General features: G+C 36.6%; 16 protein-coding genes. 2 read left to right on the top strand and 14 right to left on the bottom strand.

The window, feature by feature from the left end:
• Positions 1-8: 8 nt before the first annotated feature.
• The 14 genes from HY04AAS1_RS00220 to HY04AAS1_RS00285 form a co-directional block, all read right to left on the bottom strand.
• Complete coding sequence (locus HY04AAS1_RS00220; RefSeq protein WP_012513090.1) at positions 9-875, bottom strand: thiamine pyrophosphate-dependent enzyme; 867 nt, start codon at positions 873-875, stop codon at positions 9-11.
• A 30-nt stretch (positions 876-905) separates the two neighbouring features.
• On the bottom strand, positions 906-2,075 hold the full coding sequence (locus HY04AAS1_RS00225; RefSeq protein ID WP_012513091.1) for a ferredoxin oxidoreductase: 1,170 nt from the start codon (positions 2,073-2,075) through the stop codon (positions 906-908).
• Positions 2,076-2,090: 15 nt separating this feature from the next.
• On the bottom strand, positions 2,091-2,804 hold the full coding sequence (locus HY04AAS1_RS00230; protein ID WP_012513092.1) for a carbon monoxide dehydrogenase beta subunit family protein: 714 nt from the start codon (positions 2,802-2,804) through the stop codon (positions 2,091-2,093).
• A gap of 199 nt (positions 2,805-3,003) precedes the next feature.
• Entirely contained in the window at positions 3,004-3,756 is a 753-nt protein-coding gene (gene hypB / locus HY04AAS1_RS00235) for a hydrogenase nickel incorporation protein HypB (protein WP_012513093.1), read from the bottom strand.
• Positions 3,749-4,132 (bottom strand): hydrogenase expression/formation protein, encoded by a 384-nt coding sequence (locus HY04AAS1_RS00240; RefSeq protein ID WP_337954074.1) that lies wholly within the window; start codon positions 4,130-4,132, stop codon positions 3,749-3,751. The genes hypB and HY04AAS1_RS00240 overlap by 8 nt, the downstream gene beginning before the upstream one ends.
• Positions 4,132-6,342 (bottom strand): carbamoyltransferase HypF, encoded by a 2,211-nt coding sequence (hypF, locus tag HY04AAS1_RS00245; protein WP_012513095.1) that lies wholly within the window; start codon positions 6,340-6,342, stop codon positions 4,132-4,134. Before hypF ends, HY04AAS1_RS00240 begins: the two co-directional genes overlap by 1 nt.
• Positions 6,339-6,710 (bottom strand): hydrogenase maturation nickel metallochaperone HypA, encoded by a 372-nt coding sequence (gene hypA, locus HY04AAS1_RS00250; protein WP_337954075.1) that lies wholly within the window; start codon positions 6,708-6,710, stop codon positions 6,339-6,341. Before hypA ends, hypF begins: the two co-directional genes overlap by 4 nt.
• Positions 6,685-7,671, bottom strand: coding sequence for a hydrogenase expression/formation protein HypE (gene hypE, locus HY04AAS1_RS00255; RefSeq protein WP_012513097.1), 987 nt, complete (start codon positions 7,669-7,671; stop codon positions 6,685-6,687). The genes hypA and hypE overlap by 26 nt, the downstream gene beginning before the upstream one ends.
• Positions 7,662-8,756, bottom strand: a complete 1,095-nt coding sequence (hypD, locus tag HY04AAS1_RS00260) for a hydrogenase formation protein HypD (RefSeq protein ID WP_012513098.1) — start codon at positions 8,754-8,756, stop codon at positions 7,662-7,664. Before hypD ends, hypE begins: the two co-directional genes overlap by 10 nt.
• Positions 8,734-8,973, bottom strand: a complete 240-nt coding sequence (locus tag HY04AAS1_RS00265) for a HypC/HybG/HupF family hydrogenase formation chaperone (protein ID WP_012513099.1) — start codon at positions 8,971-8,973, stop codon at positions 8,734-8,736. Before HY04AAS1_RS00265 ends, hypD begins: the two co-directional genes overlap by 23 nt.
• 9 nt (positions 8,974-8,982) lie before the next feature.
• The gene (locus HY04AAS1_RS00270; protein WP_012513100.1) at positions 8,983-9,483 is read right to left on the bottom strand and encodes a HyaD/HybD family hydrogenase maturation endopeptidase; all 501 of its coding nucleotides are present in this window, start codon (positions 9,481-9,483) and stop codon (positions 8,983-8,985) included.
• The gene (cybH, locus tag HY04AAS1_RS00275) at positions 9,480-10,175 is read right to left on the bottom strand and encodes a Ni/Fe-hydrogenase, b-type cytochrome subunit (protein WP_012513101.1); all 696 of its coding nucleotides are present in this window, start codon (positions 10,173-10,175) and stop codon (positions 9,480-9,482) included. Before cybH ends, HY04AAS1_RS00270 begins: the two co-directional genes overlap by 4 nt.
• Positions 10,168-12,069 carry a nickel-dependent hydrogenase large subunit gene (locus tag HY04AAS1_RS00280; RefSeq protein ID WP_012513102.1) on the bottom strand — a complete coding sequence of 634 codons (1,902 nt, stop codon included), beginning with the start codon at positions 12,067-12,069 and terminating at the stop codon, positions 10,168-10,170. The genes cybH and HY04AAS1_RS00280 overlap by 8 nt, the downstream gene beginning before the upstream one ends.
• Positions 12,070-12,072: 3 nt before the next feature.
• A complete protein-coding gene (locus HY04AAS1_RS00285; RefSeq protein WP_343122202.1) occupies positions 12,073-13,140 on the bottom strand; it encodes a hydrogenase small subunit in 1,068 nt (355 codons plus the stop codon).
• A gap of 265 nt (positions 13,141-13,405) precedes the next feature.
• Between HY04AAS1_RS00285 and HY04AAS1_RS00290 the strand changes: the two genes are divergently transcribed.
• Both HY04AAS1_RS00290 and HY04AAS1_RS00295 read left to right on the top strand, forming a co-directional pair.
• Positions 13,406-15,550, top strand: coding sequence for a methyl-accepting chemotaxis protein (locus HY04AAS1_RS00290; RefSeq protein WP_012513104.1), 2,145 nt, complete (start codon positions 13,406-13,408; stop codon positions 15,548-15,550).
• 9 nt (positions 15,551-15,559) lie between these two features.
• Positions 15,560-16,939, top strand: a complete 1,380-nt coding sequence (locus HY04AAS1_RS00295; RefSeq protein WP_012513105.1) for a porin — start codon at positions 15,560-15,562, stop codon at positions 16,937-16,939.
• Position 16,940 lies beyond the last annotated feature (1 nt).

Consider the following 16,940-nt stretch of genomic DNA (forward strand, 5'->3'; position numbering starts at 1 on the left):
TATCCTCCTTAAGCTTTAACCTCTGCCATTTTCTTTTCTTGCTCTTCTAAATACTCTTTGGCTTCATCTGTCATCCATTCGTAAAAGCCAAAATCGTTTTTTTCTCTTTCTTTTGCATCCGCTAGCACTCTTTCGGTAGGTATTGAATATTCTATATTGCATGAGGTATAAACGTGTATAAAGGTAGGCCCTAGCTCCCTAGCTGCTAGTATTGCCCTTTTGATGGTTTTGGCTATTCTCTTAGGATTTGTGGGTGCTAGCTTTGCTACATAAACACAACCTGCGGTTTTTGCTAATTCAACTGCATTTATTTTGTCAAACTTCTTACCTTTAGGGGCCATTTTGAGTTGTACTCCTTTAGGTGACATACCGCTCTCTTGACCACCGGTGTTACCGTAAACCTCGTTATCAACCATTATAGTGGTAAAGTTTTCTCTTCTAAACCAAGAGTGCATTGTCATGCTAAAACCTATATCCATTAGTCCACCATCACCGGCTATAACCACAACGTCCTTTACCTTGTCCGGAAATCTTATGTTAAGAGCGCGTTTTAATCCAGATGCAACAGCGTTTGTATCTCCGTAGTTTCCATAGATGAAGGGTACAGCAGCTTGGGAAAGCGCCAATCTAGCACACCCAGCGGTACCAAGCACTATAGTGTCTTCTGGTTTTGGTAAAGCTGCATAGAATATTCTCACAAAGTAGGCCATATAGCATCCTGCGCACATTGGATGCTCTTCGACCAACTCTTTTATTTGATCTATCTGTTGTACATCAATTTGTTTGCCAAACTGACCATATTTAACAAGGTCTACATAGTCCTTTGGCATATATTTCTCAAATCCAGGTGATATTTGAACGTATTCTAAGCCCATAACTTACCTCCTTAGGTTTTTAACATAATATTAAACAAGCACCGTCTTGTCCTTTTTAATACCAAGAGCGGCATATATTTCATCCATTATAAGTTCTACTGGAAGTGTCATACCTCCATAAACTCTAGGTTTTCCTATGACTTTGTCGCTATCTTGGATATTTGCCTTTATCTCTTTAGATAACCATCCTACTATGTTGTGCTCTGGTACTATGACAGCTTTTGCATTTTTCAAAGTTTCCCTTACTTCTTTGGATGGGAACGGGACTATGGATTTTATCTTTAAAAGCCCAACGTTTAAGCCTTCCATTTGGGCGTATCTTACAGCCTCTCTGGCTTGAGCTGCTGCGCACCCTGAAGCTGCTACAAATACTTCAGCCTCTGGGTTTATAACTTCTATAGGACCGTTTATATATTTATACATGTATTTCATGGCTCTCATGTTGGAAGACCATACTTCTTGTTGCCATACTTGGTGTATTAGGTAGCTCATAAAGTTAGACTTTTGAACGGGAGCGTCTCTTTGTATTCTTGCGGGTGGTATTTCACAATCTGTTGGGGGAACCGGAGCTTTGTATGGATCTCTTGGTGGAAGCTTCATATCTTCCGGTGTCATATTTACATAGCCTTTAGCATGAGTTACGAAGAAACCTTCTGTACATACGGCTATCGGTAAATATACATCTACCATTTCTGATATAGCAAAAGATGCGAGTGTGAAGTCAAAAACATCTTGCTGGTTTTCAGCGTGTAATACAACCATTCCACAGTTTAGAAGATATGATATCTCTACGTTGTCTGGTTGTATAGAAAGAGGAGCGTTTACAACCCTTGTTAGAACACCTAAGACTGCCGGTATTCTGTGTCCTGGCCATGAGGCTATCGCCTCTATACCCCTTAAAAGACCAGGTCCAGATGTAGCCGTGAAAGCTCTAACTCCGCCTCTTACTGCACCTGCTATGGCCGACATAGTTCCGTACTCTTCTTCGGCTCTATAATAATCTTTTACATAACCTTGAGCCCATAAATCGCCCACCAGGTGCATGGTTTCTGATTGTGGGGTTATTGGATAAGCTATAGCTATATCTACGTTGGCTCTTTTTACAGCTTCAGCCATGGCTTGTGAGCCAGTTATAAATTTCTTCTCTCTTGGAGCTTCCAAGAGAAGATAATCTGTGTCAACAACTTTTTGTTCTGGCATAAAAACCTCCAAAAATTACTCGGTTTCTTCTACGGTTTCACCCTTCCTTGGGTGTAATAAATAAGCAAGATCTCCATAATCCGCTATGTTAAGTGTTTCATAATGCTCTTTTGGTAAAGATGGGTTTTCTGGTGGTAGCTTTGGTTCCCACTTTATACCAAGCTCTTCTCTTAATTTTACAACCACGTCTCTAAATTCCAATAGTTTTTCAGCATGTGTATCTCTTATAGATACCATTGCATCTTCGTGTCCCATCTCTGCACAAAGGGCTATTGTGAAACAGTTTGTGCCAGCTCTTATCATTCTTAAGGATAGGTTGGCATAATGACAATGGACTCCTACAAAGATGCAAGCTTCTATTCTATTGTGAAGTATGGTAAGATTTGGGTGGTTTGGATTTATCTCAGCTTCTGGGTCTATCTTAGGGTATTTTGGTCTATAATCTGGCATTGGTATTATACGGCAATTTGGTATTTCTTTGGCAAGTTCTAATACTGCTTGAGCTTTTTCTATGGCAGAAGCGTTGTATCCCCATAATACCAATGGCCCAGGGAATATAGTGGGATTTTTTCTTGTGAGCATTGCCAAGGCTGCTTCTCTCATAGCCGTTTCTTCGTCTACCCATTCACCGTATAATAGAGCTTTACCTGGAGGAGCTATTTGAACACCTTCAAAAACTGCAGGTGTAGGTACGTAACCAGATGGACCTGGTGTGATAATTTTTGCCATAATATGGCTACCTCCTTGAGATGATGTTAAAAAGATATGCAAATAAATTCAATTGTCAAGATTATTACACATGATCAATAGCAATGATAAATTACACATTGGTATTATGAAATTGTATTTACTAACTTTAAAATATAAAAATCACATTATAAAAATATTTATAAATAATAACTTACATAAAGTATATTGGGTTATATTGTTAAGCAAGAGAGTTTCTAAATATCTCCAATTTAAACTCTAAGTATTTAAGCCACTTGTCTAGATTTTCTTTGGTTTTGCTTGAAAGGGTTATTATATCCGCTCTTGGATTTACCTCTTTTACATAGTTTTTGGCTTTTTGTATATCAAAATCAAGATACTGAAGTAGATCTGTTTTGGTGATAACAACTAGATCGGCACTTTTAAACATGACGGGGTATTTTACAGGCTTGTCTTCTCCTTCGGTGGTGGAAAAAAGCACAACGTTCATGTGAGAGCCCACGTCGTAAGCGGCAGGGCATACCAAATTACCTACGTTTTCTATAAAAACAAGATCAAGATCTTCAATGCAAAGGTTGTGAATACCCTCATGCACCATAAAAGCATCCAAATGGCAAGCCTGTCCTGTGGTGATCTGATAGCTTTTTGCCCCTTTTGCTTTTATCCTCATAGCATCGTTGTTGGTCTCTAAATCTCCTTCTATGACACCTATTTTTATCTTGTCTTTTAAAGCCTCTATAGTAGATTCTAACAAAGATGTTTTACCAGAACCTGGTGAGCTCATCATGTTTATGCAAAATACCCCATGCTCTTCAAAATGTTTTCTGTTTGAATATGCTTGTTTATCGTTTTTATCAAGTATATTTTGGATTACCTCTACCACCTTTTTATCATTTTCATGCTCATGATGATGATGGTGATGATGTTCTTCGTGATTGTGATCTGTTATTGAACATCCGCAGTCTTTACACATAATCTTTACCTCCTTTGTTTTCAAAATCTTTTAAGATATCTTTTAACCTTTTGATGGAATCTTCTATATCCTCTTTTGGGGCTTGGAGCATAAAGGGAAATGAGTTTATCTCTAAAATCTCAAGGATTGGTTTTCTCTCAACATCATAAACCACTCCAAGCCATACACCTATGAGCGACGTTTCTTTGAAAGTTATATACTCTCTTTTGCTTTTATACTCTATTTTTATACTGCCTTCTCCAAGAACATCTAATAAAAACTCTTTATCCTCTTCGGAAAGGGGTATTTTATTTGTATAAATTATATGGTTTTGCCCTGTTTTTACAAAATCCTCAAGGGCTTTTTGTATTTCATAAAGTATTGGTACAGCGTTCATCAGCATAGTATACCTCCATAAAATGCTTGTCCAACGGATATCCCACCATCACCGGTAGGGATTTTTTTGTTGTAAAACAAATTTATACCATCCAAAGCTTTTAGCTTTCTCATCAAAGGCCTATTGTAAAACACACCTCCAGACACCACAACGTTTTTGGCTTTTAAAAGCTTGATAATAGATACAATAATTTCAAACAACGTATTTATAAACTTAGAAGCCATTTTATCTATCTCTTTTTCACCAAGTATATCCTCAAAAGATATGATTATTTCGTTGTTTGATATGTGAAAATCATAATACTCTTTTGAATCTATATATCTATCTTCTACCATCATAGCCCCTTTTGCCTCATAATCTATAACATCCGTTAGTCCCATAAGATATGCTACCATATCAAAAAGCCTTCCTATGGAAGATGTCTTTGTGGTATTTATATCATTTTCCCACATTTTATAAAGGGTCTTTAATTCTTTTTCTTCAAAATGAAGTTTTTCTATCAAAGGATGCTTATATGCTTTTTCTTTTAAAAGCTCAAAAAGAAAACTTAGCACTATCCTTCTTGGGTCTTTTATGGCTTTTTCATTGCCAATGAGTTTGTAGGGTTTTATATAAAACGCTCTTTTAAGATTGTAAGCATCTCCTACAAAAAACTCACCTCCCCATATAGTCCCATCTTCCCCATAACCTGTGCCGTCCCATGCTATACCTAATATCTCTTGGTCTATAGAAATATTGTTTTCTGCTATTACAGAAAGTATGTGCGCTTTATGATGTTGAAGGGTGATAATGTTTGAAAACATGCTCTTAGCGTAAATACTACTAAAAAAGTTTGGATGCATATCACACACTACAATATCTGGTTTTACATCGTAAAATCTCAAAAAATCCTCTAACGTATTTTTATAATGCTCTATGGTATCTATACTTTCCAAATCGCCTATATGAGGGCTTAATACAATAGTGTTGTTTTTGAATATACTTATTGTGCTTTTAAGAAAAGCCCCCATACCAAGAGATATAGCTTTTGCATGGGTATTTGTATATATTGGTTTTGGAGTGTAAGATCTAGCAAGTCTTATGATGCTTACATCGTTATCTATTAGCTTTATTACAGAATCATCTATTGGTCTTTTTATATCTCTGTTGTGCATAAAAAATCCGTCGGCTATATCTTTTAGTTTAGATTTTGCTTTGTCGTTGTCTTTGCAAATAGGGGTGTCTGAGATGTTTCCAGAGGTGGCTATTATAGGAAAATCTATAAAATCAAAAAGTCTAAGATGAATACCTGTATATGCCAAAAATGCTCCTACGCTTGATAGTCCTTTGCAGGCTTCTTCAAAGTATGGGGATTTTCTTTTTATAAGCACTATGGGCTTTTGAACAGATGTTAGTGCTTTTATCTCATCTTCTTTTGGTTCTAAATATTTTAACACTTCTTCTAAAGATTTAAACATAATCCCAAATGGTTTTGAAGATCTTTTTTTTCTTTCTCTTAGTGTTCTAACGGCCTTTTCATCGAGGGCATTGCATATAAGATGAAATCCACCAAGACCTTTTAATGCAATTATTTTTGAATCTTTTAAATCTTTTGCCATTAGTTCAAATATATTTTCTTTGTAAATATTGCCATCTTTTTCATACCAATAGATGGGTCCGCAGTTAGGACAAGATATCGCCTCCGCATGAAACCTTCTATTGGTTTTATCTTCATATTCTTTTTTACAATCTTCACACATCTCAAAGACGTTCATCGTGGTGTTTTTTCTGTCGTATGGGATGTCCAAAACGATGCTGTACCTTGGACCACAGTTTGTGCAGTTTATAAAAGGGTATTTGTACCTTCTATCGTTTAGATCGTTAAACTCTTTTAAACAATCCTCACAGATGCCCATATCTGGTGGGACGCTTGGGGTTTTGTCGCCAAAAGCTTCTGATTCTTCTATTTTAAAATCTTCAAAACCAAACCAATCAAGGGTTTTTATCGTTATATCCTCAATTTCTGAAAGGGGTGGTTTTTTGGCTTTTAATAAATAAATAAATTTATCTATATCTACGTTTTCTATTTCTATTGTTACACCATCAGCGTTGTTTAACACGAAACCTTTTGCGCCAAGAGATGTTGCTAAGTTGTAAACAAAAGGTCTAAAACCTACTCCTTGGACTGTTCCTTTTATTAAAAGCCTAAAACGTTTTTTATCAACATTCATGTCTCAAGCTCTAAGGTTTTTAAAATAAGCTCATCGCCTTTTGTAAGCCTAACTTTAAAAGATCCGCACAAAGGACAACGCATAGAGTATCTTTCTAAAGAAAATTCTTTTTTACATTCTTCACAGTATATATGGGGCTTTTGAAATTCTATAACAAGATCTGCCTTTGAAGCTATAGTATTTTCTTTAAACGTATCAAAAGCCATCTTCAAAAGATGAGGCTCTACTCCGGATACTTCACCTATAACGACATATATTTTTTCTACAGAGTTTGCATTGTGTTCTTTTGCAATGTCTTCTACTTGCATCAAAAGGGCTTGGACCACTGAAAACTCGTGCATGTTAGCATATCCGTGGTAAAAGCTCACCGGGAGCTTCTTCTAAATATCTAACGCTTCCATAAAGAGTTTGTATATATGCTCCTTGTTTGCCTTTTTTGATAATCTCTCCAATCACTTTTGCTTTTTGGGTTAGTTTTTGGCTTTTAAGAATATCAAGGGCTTTTTGGACATCTTTTTTGGGTATACTCATCACAAAAGTACCTTCACAGGCCAAAGAAAAGGGTTCTATACCAAGGATTTCACAAAAACCTTTTACCGAATCCTCTATCGGTATATCTTCTTCTTTTATTAGTATTTCTACTTTTGAGCTTTGAGAAAGCTCATTTAAAGCGCTTGCAAGACCTCCCCTTGTTAGATCTCTCATAGCATGGATTTCTATATTCTCTTTTAAAAGAGGTTCTATAGCCTCCCATAAAGATGCACAATCTGAGTTTATGTCTATATCAAAGCCATTTCTATGAGCCATTATCACAGCCCCGTGGTTTCCTATAGGGCCAGATACTACGATGGCATCGCCTTCTTGTAAGTTAGAAGCAGATATACCTTCTTTGATGAGCTTTCCTATGCCAGTGGCGTTTATGTAGATCTTATCGCAAAGTCCTTTTGGAACTACTTTTGTGTCTGCTGTTATTAGTTTTATACCTGTTTTTTGGGCCTCTTCTTTTATAGATATTACTATTCTTTCAAGCTCTTCAAAAGCTAAGCCCTCTTCTATTATAAAGCCCATACTCATGTAAAGGGGTTTTGCGCCCATTACGGACAGATCGTTTACTACACCAGCTACACTTAGTTTTCCAATATCACCACCTTTGAAAAATATAGGGTTTACCGTAAAACTATCGGTGCTTATGGCAAGTTTACCATCAAGATGCAATATTGTGGCATCTTCGTTTGATAAAAGATCATTTTTTAAATGTTTTAAAAATATTTTCTCTATTAGTTCTCTTGTTTCTTTGGCACCGCCCCCATGGGAGAGCTTTACATACATAGTTCTACCTCTTGGTATTTGTAATAAGCAGCACAAGCTCCTTCTGAGGATACCATACAAGAGCCTATAGGGTTTTCTGGGGTGCAAAGATTGCCAAATAGCTTGCAATCTGTGGGCTTTGCTTTTCCTACAATGACTTTTGGACATATGCAAAGAGGATGCTCTTTTGAAGGTGGTAACTTTACATCAAAGGTTTTTTCTGCATCAAACATCTCGTAATCTTTGTTTATTTTTAGAGCGCTTTTTGGCAAAGGACCTATCCCTCGCCAGTTAAATGTATCTCTTATATCAAGGGTTTGTTCTATAAGCTTTTGAGCTTCTTTGTTGCCTTCTTCTGTAACAGCTCTTGTGTAGGCGTTTTCAACTTTTCTCTCATGTTTTATGTATTGATCCAATATCATGTTTACGGCTTTTAATATATCAAAAGCCTCAAAACCAGATATAACAATAGGTATATCAAACTCTTTGTATATTTTCATACCGGTTATAACACTAACATGCCCAGGTCCTATAATGCCATCTATATGAGATATCCCGGCGTTTAGTATATACCTAATAGCGGGGGGAGTCATCACGTGATTTGATACCACAAAAAGATTTTTTAACTTCATCTCTTTTGCTTTTTTAAGAAGCACTGCCGTTGGTGGTGTGGTGGTTTCAAAGCCTATGGCAAAAAATATTACATTCTTATCTTGGTTTTTTACAGCTATATCGATAGCATCAAGGCAAGAGTATAGACTTCTTACATCGTGCCCTTCTGATCTTATGTCTAAAAGCGATTTTCTGTAAGAGCCTGGCACTCTCAAAAGATCCCCGTAGGTGGTAAATATAACATTTGGCATCTTGGCAAGTTCTATAGCCAAATCTATCCTATCCATAGAAGCAACACATACAGGACAACCAGGCCCATGGATAAACTCCACATATCCATCAAGAAGCTTATCTATAGCGTATCTCATTATGGCATGGGTATGTCCACCGCAAAACTCCATTAGCTTGATAGGTTTTCCAAGTTTTTCTACTTTTTTTATAAGCTTGTCTTTGGCTTTTAAAACGATATCTTTATTGTTCAAGTTCATTTTCATATTGCAGTGCCTCTTCAAAAAGCTTTAGACTTTCTAAGGCGTCTTCTTCAGAAAGTATCTCTATGGCAAAACCAACGTGCAAAAGCACATAATCCCCAACCTTTGGTTTTGGATTTAAAAGCTCCAAAGAAGCTTTTCTTCTAACTCCCATCGTATCTAATACGGCTATGTTGTTGTCTAATATTTCTACAATCTTTGAAGGTATGGCAAGACACATAAAACCTCCTTAGGAAGATGAAGGTATTTTTTCCAAAGCTTTTATACCTATATTTTGCAACTCTTGCAATACAGTTTTTATCAAATCTTCCATCTTAGAAGCGGTTTTCTCATGAAGCTCCAAAGACACATCAAAACTAACTGGTTCTATGCCAACAAGTATAAGGTTTTCTTTTACAGGTTTCCCTATTAGATCTAAAAGCGCTAAAACCTCGGAAAAACCCACCTCATGGGCCGATAGTTTATTCTTAAGATAGTACTTTTTTACCTCTTCGTTTCTAAAAACGTATAAGCTCCCTGGTGGCTTTCCGCCCATAACGGCATCCACCACCAGAAGATTGTCTACTCCATCTTGTAGCATATACATAATCTCAAGACCAAGCGTGCCGGCATCTATTATCTCTATAGAAGGTTCGAAGCTATATCTTTTTTCTATCTCCTTTACAGCATGAACGCCCACGCCTTCATCTTGCAAAAGTATGTTTCCTATACCCATCAAAATTGTTCTCATACGTCAGATATATCAGCAGGTACATGGTCAAAAAACCTGTTGCCATTTACCATAGAAGATACTTCGCCATTTTTTTCCAATATATCCTCTCTTATAACCATATAAACGTGTATCACCACAAAAAGCACAATAATCCAAGCTACTATATGATGCCATCTATGAACTTGATACTCACCACCAAGCATAGGTATGACCCATCCAAATAGCTTGTCCCAAAACCCACCTGGGTTTGATCTTCCAAACATTGCAAAGCCTGTTATCACTTGAAATATCAAAAGCAAAAAAATCCCAAAATAAGCGGTTCTTGCCAGAGGATTTCTTATATAGGTTTTATGGCTTTTGGTGATAAGAAGATAGTTTTTCAATGTATCAACAACGCCATCCCAATAAGCTTTTGTCCAAACTTTTGGTATTATGAGTCTATCGGCTTTTCTAAAAGGTATTATACTAAATCTCAAAATAAGGGCTGCAAGAAGGATATAACCAAAGCTAAAGTGCAAAAGCCTTATCCAGTTCATGGTTATAGCGTGAAGGTCGCCAAAAGTGGCACTGTATCCTACGTTTCCTATGAAAAATGGGTTTCCTATGTATATACCGGTTACAAACAAAACGCTTATAGCCAAAACCCATACCCAGTGGGCTATCCTTAGGGATGGGCTAAAAAGATAATACTTTTTAATATCCTTATTCATAACAAGCACCCCCTATCTTAAAGCTTACCACTTCTTCTTTTTGTGTGTTGTAAACATGAGTAGAGCATGCTAAACAAGGATCAAAAGAGTGAATACTTCTTAATATCTCAAGGGGTTCTTTTGCTATAAGCACTATTGTGTCTTGCATGGATCTTTCAAAGGCACCTTGTTGACCCTTCTCATCTCTTGGGGAGCCGTTCCATGTGGTGGGTACTACCGCTTGATAGTTTTCAATTTTCCCATCTTTTATGATACACCAATGCCCTAAAGCTCCTCTTGGTGCTTCAGTTATACCTACTCCTTTTGCTTGGCTTGGCCATGTGGATGGTTCCCATTTTTCCATGTTTGCCACAGACGTGTCCCCAGCTTTTATGTTGTCGTAGAGTTTTTTAAGGAAATAATTTGATGCATTTGCTCCCAGTTGACATTCTAAAGCTCTTGCTGCAGTTCTTCCTACGGTAGTAGGCATCCATACATGAGGAGGTAAGTTTAAAAGCTTTGAAACAAGGTCTATTTGATTTACCACCATTTCATCCATCCAAGAGGGTTTTATATGCCCTTGTTTTACTGCCGTATAAACTATCATATACCTTGCCAAAGGACCTACTTCTGCTGGTAAGTTTTTCCATCTTGGTTCTTTTATCCAAGAATATTTTCCGTTTTCGTCTAAATATTTCCAATGGGTTTTTGTGCCTTCTTTTGGTCCTGTATAATAAGGATCTGTTATACCGTTCCAAGGGTGTAGACCTTCGTTGTTGTTTGGATATTGATACCAAGAGTGCGTTACCCATTCTTGGATTATGTCTGGATTTGTGAGATCTTTGTTTGTAAGAGGATAATACTTGGCTTTGTCAACGCCTTGGGCAAAGTTTTCTACAACACCGTCTGAATGATAAAGTATCTTTTGGTGATAATCTCCGTTTTTTATGCTTTTATAAGGCTCATCTGGATAATCACCGTATCCTAAAACTCTTTCTTTTGATAAACCACCGCCGTAAGTCCAGCCTTTTTGAACATATATCTGACCTATAGCCAAAAGGTCTATCAGGTAAAACAAGTTTGCAGCTTCTGCTTGAGTGTATACAGCATCTTCTACCACCGCAAGGCGTTCCATATTTATAGGAGCGTTCATATCGTCCATGGATATAGAACAGTTCATACCACCCACTATGTAGTGAGGATGAGGGTTTTTACCACCAAACACCACGTGAGGTATAACAAGCTCTCTTTGAACATCCAGCATATTTAGATAATGTGATACAGCTATAAGATGCACTTCTGGAGGAAGCATTTTATAATCAGGGTGGTCCCACCAGTTGGCGGCAAATATACCAAGTTGTCCGCTTTGCACAAGGTTTTTTATCTTATCTTGAAAGGTTTTAAAATACCCTGGCGTTGCTTTTGGAAACTTCCTTGGATAAGCGTTACCACCAAGAAAATCCGTATACAAAGATATGATACCACCGTAAGTTTGAAGTATTTGATTTTGCAAAGCCGCTGTAGCTACAGGATCTGCCTTTACAGCCTCCAAAGGAGATACCCAGTCAAGAGCGTGAAGATGATAAAAATGTACCAAATGATCATGGGCATACAAAGTCCCAAGCATTATGTTTCTTATGTAGTTTGCGTTTTTAGGTATCTCTATATCAAGGGCGTCTTCTATATTTCTTACTGAAGCTAAAGCGTGGATAGTGGTGCAAACCCCACATATACGTTGTGTAAAAGCCCATACTTCCCTTGGGTCTCTATTTTTTACTATAAGCTCAATACCCCGCCACATCGTACCTGCTGATACGGCGTTTGTTACTTTGTGAGATGGCTCATCTACTTCTATCTCAAGCCTTAAATGCCCTTCTATCCTAGACACTGGGTCTATAACAACTCTTGAACTCATATATCAACCCTCCTTTTTACCAGAGCGTATTTTACTTATAACACCGTGAGCTATCGCTCCTACTGCCACAGCGCCTACTGCCACCGCACCTACTTTATCTGCATTTGACTCTGTACCTATAAATGGTATGTTTTGCTCTCTACTGTAGAAGTCTCCATTATCCCAAAATCCGTCCGCCGAACATCCAATACATCCATGTCCAGATTGTATAGGATAAGAAAGTCCGTTATACCATCTTAAATTCCCGCAAGAGTTGTAGGTGGTCGGCCCTCTGCATCCCATCTTGTAAAGACACCATCCTTTTTTGGCACCTTCGTCGTCAAACTGCTCCACATACATACCTTCGTTGAAAAACGGTCTTCTGTAGCATGTATCGTGTATACGATTTCCATAAAACATCTTTGGTCTTCCTTGAGAGTCAAGAGGGGGTAATTTTCCAAAAAGCACCGTATACATGATGGTTCCAGTCATTACTTCTGGTATTGGTGGACATCCTGGTATTTTAACGATAGGCTTATCTGTTATTACCTTATCAATAGGTACAGCCGTTGTAGGGTTTGGCTTGGCAGCTTGCACACAACCCCAAGACGCACAAGAACCCCATGCTATCACAACTTTTGCACCTTCTGCTGCTTTTTTCAAGCCTTCTAAGAAAGGTTTACCTCCCACAACGCAATACATTCCGTCGTCTCCAAGAGGTGGATTTCCCTCCACTGCCAATATGTATTCTCCATGGTATTTTTTCATTATATCTTCTTTGTGCTTTTCTAAGGCTTCTCCGGCTGCCGCTGATAGCGTATCATCGTACTCTAAAGATATCATAGTAAGAAGCACATCTGAGGCCAAAGGTGTAGCTGATCTTATGAAGGATTCAGAGCAACATGTACACTCAAGCCCATGTATCCATATCACTGGTACTCTTGGCTTGGTTTCCATCGCCTCTACTACTTTTGGTATCAAAGCAGGTGGTAAACCCATAAGACCAGTGATGATAGCTGAGAACTTCATGAACTCCCTCCTACTCACCCCGTGTCTTTTGAGGGCTTCCCAAAAGGTCTCTTTTCCATCTATCATAAAAGCCTCCTTCTGAATAAATATTCATTAATTATACTAGCACTTTTAATATTTCTTGTCAATGATTTCTTTTTATAAAAGCAATAAGACATATTTATAGGTTTATAACGAAGATATTATTACACAAAAACCTTTTAAAGTCTTTTGAAATGTCTAACTATGTAAGTGTATTATAAATATTTTTATATTTCAATTCTGCTGCATTTCATACAAAAAAAAACGATTTATAATAGCAGGAAATTTTATATAAGTGGAGGTTAATATGACAAATATATCAGTGAAGACAAAGCTTTATATCTTGGGTGCAATAGTGGCTTTTTTTGGTGTTGTTATAGGGGCTATCGTCTTTTATAATACCCATAAAGCAGTAGCTCAAATGGACCAAGAAAAGTATTGTCTTAAAGTAGCCGATCCTCTTTATGAGATGCTTATAGAACTTCAAACGGCTAGGATGTATAATAAGTCTTTGGCGGTGGGTGATAAAAGCTATAAAACACCTTTGGAAAATACTTTTAACAAAATAGACAAGATTTTATCAAAACTTTCTTTATTGGATAAAAAATATGGGAAAAAACTTGATATGAACAAAAGTTTTGCTGAGCTTTTATCTATGTATGACAACCTTAAGCAAAATGCTTATAGTTTTAATCCGTATCAAGTGAATAAAAATTATGATACCATATCTAACTTTTTAACAGATAAACTTATTATAAGAGATTGTTATATAAGAGGAAAACTTATCAAAGATCCTGATTTTGCGGATTCTACTGCCATAACTGGATTTTTTGGAAATCAGCCTCATATTATTTTAAAAGTCGGTAAACTTCAAAGTAAATCTTTTGAGCTTATAAATATATCTAAACAAAACGCAACTTCAAACACTGCTCAAAGTACAAATTCAACATCAAACCTAAACAATAGCTTAAACCAACAGAGCGCTTCTAATCAACAAAACACATATATACACCATTTGGTTATGGATATCTCAAGTTTGTTGAGCAGCATAAGAGAACATATTCATTACGCTTGTTTATTTTACAACGAGAGCGCCAGAGCCAATAAGTTTTACAACGAAATACATCTGTCTGCCAACGCTTATAAAAGATATATAAACGATACTTTTAAACCCATTATAGAAAAAATATTGGATAATCCAGAGAGTGCCTATATTTACAAAGAGCAGTTTGTGAGCTCTCTTTCAAAGCTACAAACTCTTTCTAACGCATTATCAAGAGATACAATTCATACGTTAGAAAAATCTGTAAATATTAGAGATGCAAAAGACCATGAAGTACTTTATGTAAGTCTATTTGTGGTAAGTATAGGCATAGTATTATCTATGTGGTTTGTATATTTGACGATAAAGAGTATAGATAACAACGTAAGTATATTAAATAGAGTTGCAAATGAATTTAAAAACGGTAATCTAAATATAAAAGCTGAGATACGTTATCAAGATGAAATAGGTAAGGCAATAGAAAGTTTGGTAGATGGAGTTGGTACGGCAAACAGCATATTGCAAGATATAAAATCTACTATCGAGAGAATGGGAAGCTTAGATTTTACTAAAAATGTAGAGACTGATGCGGTAGGAGATTTTGAAGCTATCAAAAATGATGTCAACAAGTCTTTGGACGCTTTGAGAAAACTATTGCAAGCTATAACAGAAAGCGTTGTAAAACTAGGTACAAGCATGGAAGAAACATCTGCCACTACAAACGCTTTGGCTTTAGACAATAAAAATCTCAACGAGCAGATAAATGCGTTGGCAAATTCTATAGAAGAGATATCTGCTACTGTTAACTCTATAGCCTCAAACATGACAGATACAAAAAATATCATAAACAAACTTTTTGAAATAGTAAACAAAGGAAAATTGGCGATAAATCAAACAAGAGTTGATGCTGATATGATGAGTGAGCTGGCAAAAAAGGCAGTCTCCATTGTAGATTCTATAGTGTTTATAACAGAACAGACAAATCTTTTAGCTTTAAACGCTGCCATAGAAGCGGCCCGTGCAGGGGAAGCTGGGAGAGGATTCGCCGTTGTGGCAGATGAGGTGAAGAAACTGGCTGAAAAAGCCGGTGGTTTTGCAAAGAACGTATCAGATATTATATCTGATATAACAAAAGGTGTAAATTCAACTGTTAAGTCTATATTGATGGTAGACGATTATTATAAAGATATAGAAAATTATACATCTAACGTACAAGAAGCTTCTCAATCCATATCTTCTGCCATAGAAGAGCAAAACGCTACTTTGAACATGCTAAACAACTCCATGTTAGATGTGAGGACGTTTTCTGACAAATTGGCGGCAGCTATAGAAGAGCTTTCAGCTACAGCAAAGTCATTGGCTGATGTAGCTCAAGAGCTTAAAATAGAAGTTACTAAATTTAAGTTTTAGGATTTTGGTATGAAAAAGGTTATTTTTGCTTTGGCTTTTTGTTTTATGGCATCTAACTCTTACGGTGTTTTATTAAAAGCTTCAAACGATAAATTTGCAGACGTAGGTTTAAAGCTTTCTATATGGGCTCAAGACAATGGCAAAGTAACCACTAACGATCACAAAAGCGTAAACTTTTCGGTAGAAAACGCAAGGCTTTATTTTGTAGGGCAGATTAACCCAGTGGTGCAATTTGGTGCAAATATTGATTTTTCTGATAACAACGTTTTAATACCAGATGGTTCTGCTCGCTCTCACGATAAAATGCAGTATACTATCGTAAAAGACGCCTTTATTAATTTTAAATTTAAAAAATCTTTTCAGATTACCGCTGGTCTTTTTTTGGACCCTTGGTCAAGAATCCCTTTAGAAGATTTGTACTCTTTTATAGTGCCAATAGAAGATTACAACCCAGGTTTATCTGAAATAAATATAGATGGTGCTAGGCTTTTACAAACAAACTATGCTGTAAACCCAAATTACCTTAACTATGATGGTGTTTATAAATTTAAACCCTTTATAAAACCCCTTGTGTCTTTGACATTTGGTTCTGATGTAGGAAACGCCTTTAGGGATACAGGTATTGCTATTTGGGGTGATATAGCAAAACATACGGCGCTAAAGTACTATATTATGGTAGGCAACGGAAGATATGACTATCAATATGGTAACAACGCCAAAAGCAACCTAAAATACGGTTTTAGAATAGAACTTACACTTACGTTTTTAGGCTATAAAGGAGAACCAGATTACGTAGATAAAGACATGTTTTTTGGAAAAAGGAAAACCCTTACATTTTCTTTTGCTTATCAACAGCAAAGAGTAGACTGCTCTAACCCTTGGCTAAACAGTGTAAATCAAACAAATATATGTAATGGTCAGACATCTTCCACCACAGCAAAAGCCTATACGTTTGATGTGCTTTGGGAACAAAAGTTTGGTGATTTTGTACCAAATGTCCAAGGAGCATGGCTTCTTCAAAAAGATTTAGGCTTTTCAAAAGCTAATAGCAATATATCACAACCAGAAGCGGAAGGCTATTATCTTCAAACACAGCTTTTATACGATAGATATATTGGCATCGGTAAACCAGCGCTTGTATTAAGATATGAAGAAGACAAGAATAAAAACTATTATGTAGATCCAGTTAATCAAAATTCTTTTATAACCACAAAGGTATTTTTAACGGATGTATTTGTAAATTATTACATAGACAACGAAAATGCAAACATGTCTTTTGGTGTTCAGTTTATAAATCCTGATGCAAATCTTATAAACGCAACTTCAAATGGCAAAGATAATATAAGGGCTTTTAATGATTGGACTTTGGCTTTTAGGATAGTGTTTTAAC

Origin of the sequence: Hydrogenobaculum sp. Y04AAS1 (assembly GCF_000020785.1) — a bacterium.
In the GTDB taxonomy this organism is placed as follows: domain Bacteria; phylum Aquificota; class Aquificia; order Aquificales; family Aquificaceae; genus Hydrogenobaculum.